Origin of the sequence: Helicobacter sp. 'house sparrow 1' (assembly GCF_900199585.1) — a bacterium.
Taxonomy (GTDB): Bacteria; Campylobacterota; Campylobacteria; order Campylobacterales; family Helicobacteraceae; genus Helicobacter_H.
Genome location: NZ_FZQY01000004.1, coordinates 502,201 through 519,242, shown reverse-complemented (window position 1 = coordinate 519,242; position 17,042 = coordinate 502,201). Strand labels below are relative to the sequence as shown.

13 protein-coding genes and 1 tRNA gene are annotated in these 17,042 nt (G+C 32.0%); 5 read left to right on the top strand and 9 right to left on the bottom strand.

Going from position 1 to position 17,042, the window contains the following annotated elements; genetic code table 11:
* The first annotated feature begins 226 nt into the window (after positions 1–226).
* Genes C6H31_RS02965 through C6H31_RS02950 form a run of 4 tightly spaced genes read left to right on the top strand, consistent with a single transcriptional unit; the run spans position 227 to position 4,067 of the window.
* Complete coding sequence (locus tag C6H31_RS02965; RefSeq protein ID WP_104697305.1) at positions 227–496, top strand: hypothetical protein; 270 nt, start codon at positions 227–229, stop codon at positions 494–496.
* Positions 497–1,894, top strand: a complete 1,398-nt coding sequence (locus tag C6H31_RS02960; protein WP_104697304.1) for an MBOAT family O-acyltransferase — start codon at positions 497–499, stop codon at positions 1,892–1,894.
* Positions 1,894–2,886: an SGNH/GDSL hydrolase family protein gene (locus C6H31_RS02955; RefSeq protein ID WP_104697303.1), complete on the top strand. Its 993-nt coding sequence runs from the start codon at positions 1,894–1,896 to the stop codon at positions 2,884–2,886. Before C6H31_RS02960 ends, C6H31_RS02955 begins: the two co-directional genes overlap by 1 nt.
* Complete coding sequence (locus tag C6H31_RS02950) at positions 2,883–4,067, top strand: GDSL-type esterase/lipase family protein (protein ID WP_104697302.1); 1,185 nt, start codon at positions 2,883–2,885, stop codon at positions 4,065–4,067. Before C6H31_RS02955 ends, C6H31_RS02950 begins: the two co-directional genes overlap by 4 nt.
* Before the next feature lie 64 nt (positions 4,068–4,131).
* On the opposite strand, the gene C6H31_RS02945 is transcribed toward C6H31_RS02950, so the two are convergent.
* The 9 genes from C6H31_RS02945 to C6H31_RS02905 form a co-directional block, all read right to left on the bottom strand.
* A complete protein-coding gene (locus C6H31_RS02945) occupies positions 4,132–4,794 on the bottom strand; it encodes a M48 family metallopeptidase (RefSeq protein WP_104697301.1) in 663 nt (220 codons plus the stop codon).
* The gene (locus tag C6H31_RS02940) at positions 4,784–7,819 is read right to left on the bottom strand and encodes a type I restriction endonuclease subunit R (protein WP_104697300.1); all 3,036 of its coding nucleotides are present in this window, start codon (positions 7,817–7,819) and stop codon (positions 4,784–4,786) included. The genes C6H31_RS02945 and C6H31_RS02940 overlap by 11 nt, the downstream gene beginning before the upstream one ends.
* Positions 7,809–10,034, bottom strand: coding sequence for an AAA family ATPase (locus C6H31_RS02935; RefSeq protein WP_104697299.1), 2,226 nt, complete (start codon positions 10,032–10,034; stop codon positions 7,809–7,811). The genes C6H31_RS02940 and C6H31_RS02935 overlap by 11 nt, the downstream gene beginning before the upstream one ends.
* Positions 10,034–11,212 (bottom strand): restriction endonuclease subunit S, encoded by a 1,179-nt coding sequence (locus C6H31_RS02930; RefSeq protein WP_104697298.1) that lies wholly within the window; start codon positions 11,210–11,212, stop codon positions 10,034–10,036. The genes C6H31_RS02935 and C6H31_RS02930 overlap by 1 nt, the downstream gene beginning before the upstream one ends.
* 127 nt (positions 11,213–11,339) lie before the next feature.
* Positions 11,340–12,227, bottom strand: coding sequence for an Abi family protein (locus tag C6H31_RS02925; protein ID WP_104697297.1), 888 nt, complete (start codon positions 12,225–12,227; stop codon positions 11,340–11,342).
* Positions 12,228–12,342: 115 nt separating this feature from the next.
* Positions 12,343–13,833, bottom strand: coding sequence for a type I restriction-modification system subunit M (locus tag C6H31_RS02920; protein WP_104697296.1), 1,491 nt, complete (start codon positions 13,831–13,833; stop codon positions 12,343–12,345).
* A 2-nt stretch (positions 13,834–13,835) separates the two neighbouring features.
* Complete coding sequence (locus C6H31_RS02915) at positions 13,836–14,420, bottom strand: restriction endonuclease subunit S (RefSeq protein ID WP_104697295.1); 585 nt, start codon at positions 14,418–14,420, stop codon at positions 13,836–13,838.
* Between the two features lie 326 nt (positions 14,421–14,746).
* A tRNA-Ile gene (locus C6H31_RS02910) sits at positions 14,747–14,823 on the bottom strand.
* Positions 14,785–15,948 carry an FtsW/RodA/SpoVE family cell cycle protein gene (locus C6H31_RS02905; protein ID WP_104697386.1) on the bottom strand — a complete coding sequence of 388 codons (1,164 nt, stop codon included), beginning with the start codon at positions 15,946–15,948 and terminating at the stop codon, positions 14,785–14,787. The genes C6H31_RS02910 and C6H31_RS02905 overlap by 39 nt, the downstream gene beginning before the upstream one ends.
* 96 nt (positions 15,949–16,044) lie before the next feature.
* Between C6H31_RS02905 and C6H31_RS02900 the strand changes: the two genes are divergently transcribed.
* Positions 16,045–17,019, top strand: coding sequence for an RluA family pseudouridine synthase (locus C6H31_RS02900; protein WP_104697385.1), 975 nt, complete (start codon positions 16,045–16,047; stop codon positions 17,017–17,019).
* The last annotated feature ends 23 nt before the right edge of the window (positions 17,020–17,042 follow it).

The following is a 17,042-nucleotide window of genomic DNA, read 5'->3' as shown; positions in this document are numbered from 1 at the left end:
CTCAAAAACTAAAATTTCATAAATTAAGAGATTAACAATATATGCAATCTATCTTAAACCGCTAAAGAATCTAAAAGGAGACAATCACTATAAACATCCTAAAGATGTAATAAAAGACTTATTAAAAATCTTTTCATTTATTGATTCTGCGCAAATCCTTAAAATACTTGCAAAAAAACCATAATAAATATAATATTTCACAAAAAAATAAATTAGAGTTGATTTAATGAGAGTTCAAGACAATCTTTATGAGCCCTTGCAAATTTATCTTTCTGGCCTAAGTCCTAAATCTTTGGCAGGGGCATTATGCATACTCTTTTTTTCCTGTCTTTTACTTGGAACAAAGATTTTCTTAACAAGTGAAATTTATCACACTAGTAGAAATATCAATGCTCTGCAAGCACAATATGATCTTTTGGTTGAAGAAAAACAACGCTTAGAAAAAGAGCTTGAAGTTGTAAGATCTAAATATCTTATTACAAATTTGGATGATTAGATGAACTTTTTTTCTATTGAGTTTTCTTTATTATTTTTATGTTTTTTAGCCATTTATTGGAGTTTAAAAAACTATAAACACCAAAATCTTTTGATCCTAGCTTTTAACTACACTTTAATCACTGCGCTAGGGAATTTTTATATTGCCCTTGTTTTACTTTTTTATACCATTTTCATCCATTTTTCAGCTCTAGCTATTGCTAGTTATCAGAAAAGATTTTTATTCTTGGGAAGCATTGCTTTTGCTGTTTTATTTTTATGCTTTTTTAAGTATTACTCTAGTATCAAAGATTTTGCTATTGTCTTTTTTAGTTTTATGGGTTTTAAAGACAGTCAGATTGATATTTTAATGCCTTTTGGTATTAGTTTTTATACCTTTGCATCTATTACCTATCTTAAATGGGTATATGATGGCAAAATTCAAGGTAGTGCTTTCAATAAAAATCTTCAAAGCTTTGAAGATTTAGCAACTTATTTATCCTTTTTTCCGACCTTTATTTCTGGTCCTATTATGCGGGCTGATTTCTTTTTTGGACAATTTGAAAAAATAAGAGTTTGGAAGCCAGAAAATGTTAATCTGATTTTTATGCTTTTAATTTTTGGAATCATCAAAAAAATCATTATTGCAAGCTATTTAGATATCTATGTCACGGAAATACTAAAAAATCCTAGTAGCTTTAATATGATTGAATTACTACTAGGAATCTATGGCTACTCTATACAGATTTATTGTGATTTTAGTGGATATGTAAATTTAGTATGTGCTTTTGCATTAATGATTGGTTTCAAACTTCCTATGAATTTCAATATGCCTTATATTGCAAAGAATCTAAAGGATTTTTGGGCAAGGTGGCATATCAGCCTTTCTACTTTTATTAGAGATTATATTTACATCCCATTGGGAGGCAACAAGAAAGGTTTTTTTAAAACTCAACTCTTTGTTTTGATTTCATTTTGCATTTCTGGAATCTGGCATGGCAATACGATTAACTTTTTAGTATGGGGAGGGTTGCATGGTATGGGGGTTATTGTTGTCAATTGTATGCAAAAATTTTCTATCAATTTTCACAAAATTCCACTTTTATCCAAACTCATTACATTTAATTTTGTCACTTTTTGTTGGATATTTTTCTATTATCAAGACTTTTCACAATCGCTTGATTTTATTTATGCTTTTAATAATCATTTACCCATTACCCAAACAAATATCATCCTCCTACTAGCAGGATTTATTATCTTTGTTGCCTATCAATTTTGCATCAATCTTGATAAACTTTTTGTCCTCCACCTTGGAAAAATCCCCAATATCATTAAGCCCCTTTATTTAATTATTCTTCTTGCTGTGATTTTTTCGATTATGCCAAATGGCATACCTAATTTTATTTATGCGGATTTTTGATGAAATTTTGGAAGTTTTTTTTCACTTTATGTATGATTTACTTTAGCATCTCATTGTTATTTAATCAAAGCATTTTGAAGTATTTGGAACAAAAATATCACTGGGAATTTTCACAAGAAGATAATAGTTTCAATCAATTATTGGTATGGTTTAGTCAGCCAACAGTAATGCTTTCAGATAAATTTGAAGAACTTTTGCCAAAAGCTTCAACCCTAGGCTACAAAAATATTGAAGAAAACCAATCCCAATTATCTGAAGTAATCCAAGAAGAAACTAGTGAAATACCTCCAAGAATAAGCATAGAGAATGATAAGCTTGTGATTAGAGATTATGCTACATTTCTATTTATTGGGGATTCTATGATGCAAGGTGTAAGTATGACACTTACTCCAAAACTCCAAAAACAAAATATACAAGTGATAGATTTAGCCAAGCAAAGCACTGGTCTTACTTATTCCAAGTTTTTCAATTGGCCTGAAGTATTAGAAAATACTTTAAATGAAAATTTAAATATTGATGTAATTGTAGTAATGCTTGGAGCCAATGATCCTTGGAATATCGGAAAGCTCAAATTTCAAACTCCAGAATGGGATGAAGTTTATTCACAGAGAATTCAAAGAATTTATGAACTTGCAAAAGAAAGACAAATTTTTATATTTTGGTATGAAATACCTGTAGTAAAAAATCCTAAATTAAATACTAGAATTTCCCATTTAAATGAACTCTATGAGCAAGAAGCTATGCTTAATCGTGCTTTTTTTATTAAAACTAATTTTTTATTTGCGCCACAAGGAATCTATACTCCTGACCTCCAAAAAGATAATAACACAAGAGTAAAAATTCGTGCTTCTGATGGGATTCACTTTAGTATTGCAGGCTCTAGATTATTGTCTGATTTATTAATTGAAAAGCTTGAAGTTATTCAAGAAAAAGCTCCTGATGAGGAAAGTTTTGATGAAGTAAATAAGAATATTCAAAGGTCTGAAGAATGAAAAAATTGATATTAGCAGTGTGTCTTTTGCCAATATGGTTAGGGTCAAAGACAGGAAGTTTATTTGAACAAAATCTACAAAAATATGACCCTAAAATAATCAAGAAAATAGAAAAAGCACAAATGCATAATTATAATTCCCCCAATGTAAATTTATTGAGAGACAAAATTTTAAAAAAAGAAAATCTAAAAATTAAAGTCTTTGGGGATTCTCATATAGCACCTGATATTTTTTCCTCTGAATTAAGAAATATTATCTTCACTCCTAATGCTTTGGGCTTTATCTATCCCTTATTTCCAAACTATCACAGAAATATTCTTGTAGAAATGCAAAGCAAAGGTTTTGAAACCTATAATTCTCTACGAAATAATTATATTAATTATCCAATGGGTGGGGTTATTGCAAGGTCAAAGAATTCTGATGCTTATATCATAATTAACCCCAAGTTTGAAAATAAAAACTTCACAACGCGTTTTGTTTTTAAATCTCCTAATAATCTTGCAACTTTTGAGATACTAGATGCTAATCAAAAAAAGATTCATTTAAGCTCAAAAAATCCCGAAACTTGGGTATTAAGCAAAGAATATGATCTAAAATTTCCAATAAAAATTAAATCCTTGATTAGAAATGGAATGCTTGGAGGTTATTTTATCTACAACAAAGACAAAAACAACATCATCGATCATATGGGAATTAATGGCGCAAGAAGTGATCTTTGGCTAAAGTGGAATCAAGAAATCTTTGATCAAGAGCTTCAAGCAATCCAATATGATCTTATTATTTTCTCTTATGGATCTAATGATGCGATTTCTGAAAAGTTTGATAAAGAAAGCTTCTTACATAACTATAAAGTACTGATTAGAAAGATTAGAAAATTTAACCCTAATGCTACAATTTTATTAGTAGGTCCCCCTACTGTCGTATTAAAGAATAATGAGAAGAAAAAATATGAAATTACAACAAACTTTTTACCTGTTAAAAAGGCTGTAAGAGAGCTAGCAAAAAATGAAAACACACTCTTTTTTGATCTTGATGATTTTATGGAGAAAAGTGGAACAAAAGATGAGTGGATTGAAAAAAAATTATCAAAAAAGGATGTGCATCTCACACCTCTTGGTTATCGCCTAAGTGCAATTGCTCTTTATAAGGCATTGCTAGATGTTTTAAAAATAAAAGAATAAATCACTCTTTAAATTATGAGCTAAACAACCAACAAAGCTTAAATAAAGCTTTTTTAATCCTTATTTAAGCTTTTATTCCATTTAGCTTTGCTCTTACATCTTTCCAATCTGGCATATATAAGGCTACAAAGTGATAAAAGTCTTGATTATGATAAGGATATTTAAGATGTGCTAATTCGTGCAAGATGACATACTCAATCTCTCTTTTATCCTTTTTAATCAATTCAAGATTGAGATTAATTGAGGCTTTTTTAGGATTGCAACTTCCCCATCTTGTTTTCATTGTCCTAATCCTTAGAGTCTTTACCTCAAACCCCAAAAGTTTTGCATAAGAATCTAGCAATTTACTAAAACACTCAAGAGCTCTTTTTTGATACCATTGCTTGATGAGCTTTTGTTTATGCAAAAAATCATTTTCTTTTTTTGTCAAAAGTTCTACAAATGCACCATTAATTCTTATCTCTTCTTTTGTACTTGGAATCACTTTAAGACGATAATGCTTTCCTAAATACTCAAAATCTTCTCCGCTTACAAATTCTTTGGGGCTTATGGGCTGCAGAGCTTGGAATCTTTGCAATGCATTTTCAATCCATCCTTTGCGTTTTTGCAAGATATAATCTATCTCTTTAGCGCTTGTATGTCTTGGTACGCTCAAAATTACTTCTAAAGAAGGCTTAACTTTAAGAATAAAATTTTTAATATCTTTATAGATGACTTTAGCTTGCATAGTTTTTTTGTCCTATCTCTCTCACTTTGATGATAAAGCTCTCAATCTCTTGAGATGGAATAAGAATATCATACTCATAGAGCAAATCATCGATTGCTTGATCAATTTGCTTAGCAATCTCTAGATTATATTCCCAATCAGGTTTTTGAGATTTTTGCACAAATACCTCATCAAGCTCAAGAATAAATTTCACCAATTTTTCCTCATCATCAAACCTTGATTTAAGATTATCATAAAAAGCTTTTTGGGCGTTTTTCACCAAGTCTTTTGGATAACTTCCCTGATCATTATTACTATAGCCCCTTAGATTCTCTAAGATTTTTTTAGCTTCAAATAGCTTTTCTACTTCTTGGATTCTTCCCTGCTTATATTTTTCTAATACATCTTTAATCTGCTTACTTAATTCATCATAGAAAAATGGATTCTTTACCCTTTCTTGAGTAATAACTTGATTTATGGCATTTATAATCCGATCTGCTTTTGCACTATCAGATCCCAATTGCTTCTCTTCACCTAAAAATCTCTCATCAAACACCCCTACAAGCTCTACTAATACCTCTACTTCATTTGCTCCAATATAGCGATCAATAAGCTCTTGCATTTGTTTTTCATAATTTCTAAAATCCACTTTTTCGTGATAGCGAAGCTGAACACTGCGCTTAAGCTCTACATAAAATTTCAAAGCTTTTTTAAATATCTCTACTTCTGAATCTTTGATTTCATCCTGATACCCCTCGCCTAAAAAAAGGAGCTGGAGACTCTTTGAAAACTCTAAAAGAAGTGAGTAGAACTTCTCACGCCTCTCTCTATCTTCTAAAAATATCTCATAATCTTCTTGTACTTGACACTTGATAAAAAAATCTTGCAAGGCTTGAAATTTCTCCCTTACATCTAAAGACTGCTTTTGCAGACTAATCACTGCTTTGGCAATATCTCCCTCCTCATATCCAGCCAAAACCTCATAATCAACAAGGGCTTTACTTAAATTATCAAGCAATCCACGATAATCAATAATAATTCCAAAATCCTTATTTTCAAAAATCCGATTAGCTCTTGCAATAGCTTGTAAAAGACTATGATCTCTAAGTGTTTTATCCAGATAAAGGCAACACACGCTAGGTGCATCAAATCCTGTCAAAAGTTTATCTACAACAATCAAAAGCTCAATTTCATCTCCATTGGCAAAATTATCTTGAATGTATTCCATATAAGTCTCTTCATTTGAGAATTCTTTCATCAAGTCTTCCCAAGCTTTTCTTACCTCATCTTGATTGCTTTGATTGATATCTTCATACCCCTCTCTCATATCAGGAGCAGAGATAACAAAAGCACTTTTAAGCCAATTATTTTTTTGAAAAATTTGATGATATTTAATTGCTTCATATTTAGAGCTTGTAGCAAGCATTGCTTTAAAAGGGCGTATCTTCTCAAAATGAATAGAAATATCTAGTGCAATCTCTTCTAGGCGTTCGCGATTGGGGGCAAGTCTTTGGAAACGAGAGATTTTTGCCCTAAGGTCAGCTTTTTGCTCTTTGCTTAGATCTCTTGAAAGCATTTCAAATCGACGATTGAGAGCATCTTGATTATTGACAAATTGATCAGCAATGCGCCCTTCATAATATAGTGGCACAATCGCTTCATCTCTTAGGGCTTGCTCAATTGTATATTTATGGATAAATCCTCCAAACTTTTGAACAGAACTTTTATCTTTTTTAAGTAATGGTGTCCCTGTAAAAGCAATATAACATCCATTAGGGAAAACTCTCTTCATCGCATTATGCAAAAGTCCACTTTGAGTGCGATGAGCCTCATCTACAAGCACAAAAACATCCCTATCTTCTCCTACCTTGTCTTTAACATCATAAAATTTATGCACAAGCGTTGTAATCACCCTCACACCAGAAGACAAAAGATCTTTTAAATGCAAAGAATTTCTTGCACGAGAGACACTAATACCACTTGCTTGAAAAACTTTATGAATCTGGATATCTAAATCTTTGCGATCAGTAACGACAATAATCCTAGCTCTAGGAATATTCTTTTTTATCACTGTAGCCATTAAACTCATAGTAAGAGATTTTCCACTGCCTTGAGTGTGCCATATCAAACCTCCTTGTCTTGATTCTCCTTTGTCGTTTTGAATGCGAACAAGTGTTCTTTTAATCGCAAAATATTGCTGATGGCGTGCTATCTTTTTTTGCAACTTCTCAAACACAATAAAAGAATAAATCATCTCCAATAATCGCTCTTTACTCAAAAGAGAAAATACAAGCTTTTCAATTGCATTAGCATTTTTCTCTCCAGAAAATGGAGAAAGATATTTTTCATCTTCTTCTACCCATCTCGCATAATACTTAGCTGGGGTGCCTGTGGTAGCATATTTGGCATCTTGGTTATTTCCTACCAAAGTCATCTGAATGAATCTAAAAAAATGAGGAATCTCGCCATTTTTTTGATTGCGAATCATTTGAGAAATCCCCTCTTTAATATCAACTCCAGATTTTTTAAGTTCAATCACTACAAGAGGGATTCCATTGACAAATACCACGATATCAGGACGCCTATGCTTCTCCCCACCCTCTTCTTGAGCTCTTAGCACTTCAAATTCTTCTGTGAAACTAAAATCATTAGTGTCAGGATTTTCAAAATCAATAAGAAGGAGAGTTTGATTTTTGCTACTGCCATCTTGGAGGGATTGGGGAACTTCTATACCCTGTAGAAGTTTAGTTGTTAAAGTTTCGTTACTTTTAAGCAATCCTTCGCTTGAGGGGGTTTCTAGCTCTCTGATTGCCCGCTCAATTCCTTCGGTAGAAAAATAATAATTTTGACCTTTGTGAGAAAAGGAGGCTTTAGAGAGATGGGTGCGCAAAATATCTTTAAGCAAGACTTCTTTTGTATTTGTCCTATAGTTTTGCATTTCTTTGGGAGAAATGTAGTGATAGCCCATCTTTTTAAGAAATTCTACTAAGGGCTTTTGGATAGTGATGGCTTCAGAAGTTGAGTAGGTTGTTTGATTATTCTTCATTTTCAAAATCCTCTTGTTGGTTCTCTTTCATCATAGTTTCATAATGTTCTAAATATCCCAAATCATCAAAAACCTGTCTAAATTTATTCAAAAAGAATTTAAAATCCACCTCTTTTCCATCCACAATATTAGACATAAAAGAATGCGATTCTCGATTAATATAACGATAAAAAGCTTTGTCTAATTCACTTTCTCCTCTTTTTATTATATTTATCTTTGATTTTTTAGTGAAACCAAGAAAGTATTCCAAAATATTTCTCATAATATTTGGAATTACTGCCAAATAATTAGGATTTTGGTTATCCCTACAATCTTTTAAGATTTGCCAATAACTTTGATACTCATTCAGAATTTGATTACCACCAATTTTTTCAATTTGCGATATTTGTCCATCAGATTTCAAGATTCTAAAACATTGTATATTGTTGCTGTATGCTTCTTTATATCCTCGCAATTCATGGAAAAAATACAAATGATGAGTAAGGATAAAAATCTGTTCAACATGAGAGATTTTGCACTTTTCCTCTAAAAACAAATCTTTGATGAGTTGAGCCATATCAAAAACATAGTTATGAGATAAACTCGAAATCGGATCATCAATCACGATAATTTTTTTACCATACTCCTCATCTTGCTTTCGTTTTCCCTTACAAATCTCTAAAAAATACAAAAAACTAATAAGAGTTTTCTCTCCCTCACTCAAAGTAGTGAAAATATCCTTTTTGGTAAAATCTCTTGTAATTCGATAAAAGAAGTTGTTATCTTCCTCAACTTGCACGATACGAAAACTACAAATTCCTAACCCCTCTAAATAGCTATTGATATTACTAACAGCTTCTTTTGTTGTTGAAGTATTTTTTTCTAATTCTTCGATATCTTTATTGCCTTTTTGTATTTTGCCTTCAAGAGCCAAAATCGCCTTGCAATATCCTTCAATTTCATTTTGTTTTTTTGTGTAAATTTCTTTATAATCGCTAATCTTCTCAAAACATTGTTCTGATAAATACTCCCAAAACTCCTTTTCTATCTTACCCCTTGCTTCTTTTTTATTTCTAAGTTCTTGGTTAAAAGCGTCGATTTGTAAATTTTTTTCTCCAAAAATCTTATTAAGTTTATCTACATATTCTCCAGAATCAGAGAGTTTAATCTTTTGACTTGGATCATGTATTTTCTCATTTATGAATCTCAGATTCTTTTCTAAATTTATGATTAGCTTATCATATAGACTTCTTACCCCATCCTTTTCTAGATCCAAAAATCCCTTTCTTTCGAAACTTTCAATACTAGGAATCTTCTTTATCTCACTCTCATAACTCCGCAAATTTTGTTCTAGAATTGTGAGTTTTTTTTCATAATTTTCATCAAAATAGCTCTTGATTTGCTCTCGAAATTCTAGAGTAATTGTTTCCCCTTGACAAAAAGGACATTTACCAGAATCTTCAGATATCCATTCTCTTCCTGCCTTAACCCAAGATTCATTCCCCAATTCTTTAATAAATCCTGCGATTGTACTATTCTCGTTCCCAACAATACTTTCCTGAAAAATTAAATCTTGCTCTATTGGAAACAAGGTTTTAATATTTATATCTTGGATAGGCTGAATCTCCTCTTGTGTTTCTTGAATCTGCCTATACCTATTCTCTAAATCTTTAATATCAATTTGAGTCTCCACTTTCTCTTTAGAAAAAATTTTAAGCATATAAACACAAAAACTCTGCTTTTGCTTTTTTCCCACAAGAAGATTCTCTAAAATTGAACCTTTTTTAATTTTTTCCCCTTTAATCTCCCAAAGTTTTTCTTTCAATTCTTCATATTCTTTTATAATCAATTCTTCACATTGCTCTTTTTGCTCTTCATGTTTTTGCTTTTGCGCCTCTAATTTTATTTTGCTTGAATTGAGTTTTTCAATTTGTTCCACTATTGCTATGTCTTCTTGTGAAAGTGAAAAGATTCCTTTCAGTGGATCACTTGTATAAAATTCACTATCTACAAAATCTTGGTTATAAACTAAAATTTTTGCATCACCATCTATATTTAAGCTGCATTCTTGAAATACTTCATCATCATTTCCCCTACTATAACTAGCCAAAAATCTAGAAATTTGTGTCTTCCCTGCACCGTTTAACCCATAAATCAGATTGACTCTTTTATCTGTTGTTAAAGTTGTTTCATTTTTATAACTTGCTACATTTTTAAGCACTATACTTTTTATCATTATTTCACCCTCGCTTTTCCATTTAGTAATTTTTGCATTAGTCCTTTTTTTTGGGATTTGAGAGATTCTAGTTTTTGAGTAAGAAGCGTGATTTCATTGTCTGCCTCGCTTAGAATCTCTGCAATTTTCTCTTGCTCTTTTGCATTAGGTAGAAAAATTTCTTGATTTTGATACTCTGAAATCCAATATCTTTTATGATCGTCTGCCACAAAGTCTAATCTCTGCATAGTCTCAAATATAACTCTTAAATTAAACTCTGATCTCTTAAGCTTAAGAATTTTGCATGCTGATGATTTGACTTTAAAAGAAAAATCTACATATTGGCTTGCCGTCGTAAAATCATCAAAAAGAATAATTGGGAGGTTGGTGTAAATTCCTTCCATTTCATCGGTATATCCTAAAATAAAAGTTTTTCCTGCTGTCAAAACAGGCGTTATATAAGAATCATCATACTCTGTACTTGAAACTAAATATTTTGTTGGTTGCTCGTATTCCAAGATATCTCCCAATCTCACCACTTGCCAAGGTTCATCAAAACCTACAAGGCGCATTTTGGCTGAAAGTAGGATCTGGCAAAGCCCTTTTTTGAGATTTTGTTTTTCTGCAATAAGAGATTTTAAATTTTGGATTTGAGTATCCCAAGTGCTTAATACTCTAGCGATTTTTTCTTGCTCTGCAAGCGGTGGGAGGGGGATATGTATTTTATTTTTAATTGTTTTTGTACTTAAATTTGGCTGAGCCCCTCCTCCAGATAATAAAAGAAGTAAATCAGATTGAAGTAGTAAGTAGTGATAGAGGAAATCATTACTTAACTTTTCCATAGGCTGAAATTTTCCAACTCGCTGATTTAAATACAGAGTGACTTTTTCTTGCATTTTCCCTATCTTCCCAGTTGTCGCTCCAGATAAAGCAACCAAAATATCATTTTGGCAAACCATAAATTTATTAAAGTTTTTATTTTTATAATCATCAAATGAAAAATAAACTATCTCTTCTAGAGAGATTGAATTATCATCTTTTATATTAGATATCCGAACTATTGGGAATCCGCATTTTTTAAACTTCTTTGACTGAAAGGCAAAACCATTATGAATCTCACACACCTCCCCCAATCTCACCACTTCCCAATCCTCTGGCAAGATTCCAATTTCTGTGTGTTTATAGCCTTTAGGAATCATCTTCTTTCCTTTGTAAGTGGTCTTTTCCAAAATAAAAACAACCACCTAAACGCTCTAGCCAACTCTTTCCATTTTAAAAAGAGTTGAGTGGTTTGTAAAAAATAAATATTTTGAATCTGATTGCTTTTCATAGGTTACTCCAAGGGCTTAGATCTTCCCAAGATTGTGGGATTCCCATAGATTTTGTAGGGATTGTGGGATATTTGTCTAATAGGGCTTTAAATTCTACTTTAATAGAAGAATCTTTGAGGATTTGAGCTAAAACACTAAGAGCGAAGAAAATCTTTCTTCTATTAACCTCCTTGTGTAAAAAACTTGTTTTATTTGGGATAACAAACTCGGTGCCAATCACTCGATTCCATAGTCTTGCGTGATGAGCACAAATATTACAAATCGTAGTCAAACACATTAGCCAATTCTGGAAAGGTTTTGGATGAAGATTCAATCCAAAATCTTGCAAAATCGCCTTTTTATCTTGGGGAAGCAAAATCGAAAAAAGTTTTGATAGATTTCCAAAGGACAAAAGTTCTACACAAGCCCATAGAGGTAGATCATTCATTTTACAATTATCTTTGAAGTGTTGCACAAATACCTCTTTTGTTCTTGTCTTTTCTTTCTGGATATTGTGTGCAACTTCGCAATAGATAGACATATTTTTCATATTTGTCATATCAAGAGATTTTATATTTTCAGCATATCCAAGTGTTCCATATCGTTGCGTATGAACTTGGACTATTTTCGCCCTTAAAGCAATCTCAACTTTCTCAATATAAGCAAAAACAAATTTTCTTAGCTCTGCATCAAACTCATAAAGCCTGACAATATCCTCAAAAGTAATATTTGGATCAAAAGAATCCTTTTTGCTTTGAAAGGGAGGATAATAAGCACTCAATCGATAGTAATGAACCCTACTTAGAAAATCAACTGCTCTACTCTCATCAGAAACAACCAGATTTCTATCTTTAAGGATTTGAACTAACTCTTGATAAGTTTTAGAAGATTTTTGGAAGCTCATAGCGTAAAACCCCCTAGTTGGCACTTAACCTTAGAGGCTAGAGGTGTAAGGGGTCTGTTACTAGTATGATAACCCAAAAAACCAAAATATTTGCTTAAATCGCTAAAGAATTTTTTCATACTAGTCCTAATTCTTTGAGGTAAGCATCCATTTTTTTCTGCGTTTTGGCAATTTCCTCATTAAGATTTGCAATTTTTGCAAGTGTAGAGGGGATATCTACCTCTTCCTCTTCCTCATAAGTATCCACATAGCGAGGAATGTTGAGGTTATAATCATTTTCTTTAATCTCTTCAAGGGTAGCAATATGAGAATATTTTTCAATCTCTTGGCGCTGATGGTAGGTTGTGAAAATCTTGGTGATATTTTCCTCTGTGAGCTTATTTTGGCGTTTGTTTTTTTGAAACTCTCTGCTTGCATCAATAAAAAGAATATCTTGCCTTTCTCTATTGCGCTTAAAAATCAAAATACACGCAGAAATTGAGGTGCCATAAAAGAGATTAGCAGGAAGTCCAATCACTGTATCAAGGAGATTTTCATCAATAAGTTGTTTGCGGATTTTGCCCTCACTGCTTCCACGGAACAAAACACCATGAGGAAGCACAACTCCCATTCTACCAAAAGGAGCAAGAGAGAAAATCATATGCAAGATAAAGGCATAATCTCCACACTTTTCAGGAGGTAGTGGGTAGTTTATAAATCTTTTCCATCTATCATCTCTAGCTTCATCAATCCCCCATTGTTCGAGTGAAAAAGGTGGATTTGCTACAATTACATCAAACTTCATCAAAGCATCATTTTGAATTTGCAAGGGATTTCTAATCGTATCTCCCCACTCAATTTTGGCATCATTAATTTCGTGTAAAAACATATTCATCCGGCAAAGAGAGTGGGTTTGAGAGTTTTTTTCTTGTCCATAGATAGCAAAATTTTCATTTCCTACTTCTTTGCTTGCTTTGATTAGCAAAGAACCAGATCCGCAAGTTGGATCATAGATTCGTTCCCCTTCTTTTGCACCTACAAGCTTAGCTAAAAGAGTAGAAACCTCGCTAGGGGTGAAAAACTCTCCTCCTTTTTTCCCTGCATCACTTGCAAATTCTGAGATTAGGTATTCATAAGCATCACCAATTACATCTCTTTGAGAAATTTTACTAGGAGAAAGATCCAATCTTTCATCATCAAAAACTTCAAGCAGATTTCTCAAAACTGCATTTCTTTCTTTGATCTCTCCTAAGAGATTCTTATCATTAAAATCCACATTACGGAAAATCCCATCAAGTTTGCTAGAGTTATCTTCTTCTATTCTTGATAGTGCTTTATTGATAAGCTCGCCAAGATTATTAGCTTCTTTGTTTTGAAGTAAAAAATCAAAAGTGCAGGTTTGATCTAAGACAAACTTTTCTCTTTGCAAGCTTCGCTTGATTCTCTCCTCATCTCCTTTGTATTTATTTTGCAAAACTTGTAATTTTTCTTTATAAAAATCAGAAAGATATTTGACAAAAAGCATACTTAATATATAGTCTTTGTATTTTGAGCTATCTATACTCCCACGGAATCCATCGCAGGCTTTCCATACAACTGCATTAATTATTTCTTTTGATACTGACATTTTTACTCCTTTGCTAGTAATGTTTTAAAGATTTGTTGTTTGAGTAATATTTTTTGCTTAGTAAGTTCGGTTAAAAAAGAGATTTCCCTATCTCCCTCTTTCATCCACTGAATAATAGTTTTTTGTTTTTCTATAGAAGGAAGGGGAATTTGTAAATCTTTTAAGTCAGAGAGTTTAATCATTGGAATTGTAGTACCTTTAACTTTGGATTGAAAAAAAGCTTGAGGCAAAGATGAATTGAGATAAAAAGCTAAAAACTCCCCTAGGACAACTTTTGGATTTGGGCGCATAATTGCAATCAAAGATGAAGTAAGCAAGCCCTCTTCAGCTTTAGAAATATAAATGGATCGGACTGGACTTCTTAATCTCACAAGCACATCTCCCTCTTGTGTCAAATAGTCACTAGAAATTTTTTCTGAAGAGAAGTATTGATTTTCATATCCCCAAAGCATTGTGTTTCCATTTGTTGGAAAAGCGTTAATTGAAACACATTTATAGGGGTATTTTTCCAAGTCAGACAAAGTTGCCTTTGCTCTTGAAAGAGTAAGCCCTACTTGTATCTGTGCTATATCTTTAAGTGTTTGCAAAAAAACTCCTCATTTAATTTTTTAGCATTATACAATTATTTTGCTTTATTTAATAGTAATACAGTTTTATTGCTATTTATTTTTTAATATGCTGTGTTTATTCAAGCTTAATTTTCACTTTTATTTTGATAGGTATTTCTAAGTTTTTTATAAGAATCTTTAGGCTTAATCTATCTTTTAAAGAACCTTTTATATTAAAAATTTTAGATATCTATATTTTTAAACTCAAAAAAGATTGATTTGTTTTTTAGGATAAAAAGCATTCTATGTATTTGATAAGAATTCTTATGAAATATTAAAATCTATTTTCGAAAGTAATCAAAAAGTGGTGGACCCTGTAGGATTTGAACCTACGACCAATCGGTTATGAGCCGAGTGCTCTGACCAGCTGAGCTAAGGGTCCTTTCTTTTTTCTTAAGTGTTTTAGAGGGCTTGAATTATACTCAAAATCAAATTTAAAAGCAAGTAGGTTTTCTAGGATTCCAAATAAAATCATAAAAGTAGTGAAACTACTACCACCATAGCTAAGAATCGGTAGAGGAACCCCAACAACTGGGGCAAAATTAACAGTCATTGCAATATTAACGCTCATATAAGTAAAAAGCAAAATCGCAATACCACTTGCCACAACCTGCAAATAATAATCCCTAGGATCTAAAAGGCAAAATGAAAGGATATGTAAAATCAAAATAATATAAATTACAAATAAAACTAAAGCTCCAATAAAACCAAATCTCTCAACATAATATGAAAAAATAATGTCTGTAATTGGAATAGGTAAAAAACCAAATTTTGTCTGTGTTATATTTTCTTTGCTTTTTCCAGTCCAACCCGCAGAACCAATTGCTATAAGAGATTGTTGTACTTGATGTGATGGAGTAGTTGCTATAAACTCCTGAACTCTTTTTGCCTGATATTCCCATCTTGTGATAAGGTTTGAAGAGTATAAGATAGGAGCCAACAAAATAAATAGCCCCAAAAACCAAAGCACAATCTTTTTTTGAATCCCAACCACAAATAAGATTCCATATCCCATAATAAACATAATAATGGCACTACCTAAATCAGGTTGCTTGGCTACCAAAAACACAGGAAGTAAAATATAAAAGCTAAAGACTCCTAAATCTTTGAGACCATATCCCCCTTTTTGAGGAGGATTATGCACAATTAAATTTGCAAGCATCAATACCAAAGCAATCTTCATTGGCTCACTAGGTTGAAAAGACATACCTGTGCCTGGCAAAACAATCCATCTTTGTGCTCCAAGCCTTACAGCACCATAAAAATCAATAAAGATCAACATTACTATAAAAAGCCAATAGGATATTGTGATAGACCGGCTTAACTTTCTAAAGGGGATAAGAAAAAAAATAAAAAATAATACAATGCCTACAGTTATATAAATAAGCTCTCTTATCCCCTTATCTGTATCAAAACCATTTACAAGAAAAAATGAAAGCCCTATAATAGGAATAATCAAAAAAACCAAAAGAAAATCAAAATGTGATAAAATACGCCTATCAATCATAACCCTATAAACACACCATCTCTATCTATTTTATTAGTGCTTAGATTCTAGCATATTAATTACTTCTTGTGGGAAAGGTGTAAAAAAATGCAAAATATGACAAATATCATAATTGCCGATGAAGATGGCATCAGACTTGATACTTTTATAGCCAAAAGGCTACAACTGCCAAAAAATCAAATTCTTCATCTTATTAAAAATTCCTTAGTATCCCTCAATAATAAAACCTGCTCCAAAGGTGGAATTATTTTAAAAAAAGGGGATCAAATCCTCCTATCTCTGCCACAAAACAAAAAAAGAGGTCCCACAAAAAATAAAATAACAGATCTTAAAATTGAAATTATTTATGAGGATGATAATATTTTGATTCTCAATAAACCAAGCAACTTGGTCATTCATAAAGCACCAAGCGTAAAAAATCCAACCCTCGTGGATTGGCTCAAAGAAAAAAATTTTTCTCTTTCAACTTTAGCAGGGGAAGAAAGATATGGTATCGTGCATCGCTTGGATAAAAATACAACAGGAGCTATCATTATTGCTAAAGATAATCATTCCCATACGCTTCTTTCTGAACAACTCCAATCCAAGACATTAGGTAGATATTATCTTGCTGTTATTACAAACCCTATTAAAGAAAAATTAACGATTGAATGCAATATTGGAAGGAATCCCAAAAATCGCCTAAAAAGAACAAAAGTAGATCCTCTAAGCTCTATCCCATCTAAATATTCTAAGAGTATTTTTATACCCCTATTGACAAATGAAGAAAAAAAACTCCAAGTAGTAGCCATCAAACTCTTTACTGGTAGGACTCACCAAATTAGAGTGCATCTTGAAAGCATTTCAAGACATATTGTTGGAGATACAACCTATGGCTATGTGGGTAATTTTAATGGCAGAATGTTATTACACGCCTATTTACTCTATCTAACGCATCCAATTACAGAAAAAAAGCTACTTTTTAGAGCCTCTGTTTTTGATGATATGCTAGAATTCTTGGAAAAAAACTTCAATAAGGCACAACTTGATGAATTTTTGCAAAAACCTGAAAATATACCTTATCTTTTTTAGCTTTTTTTTCATCCAAGGTTGTA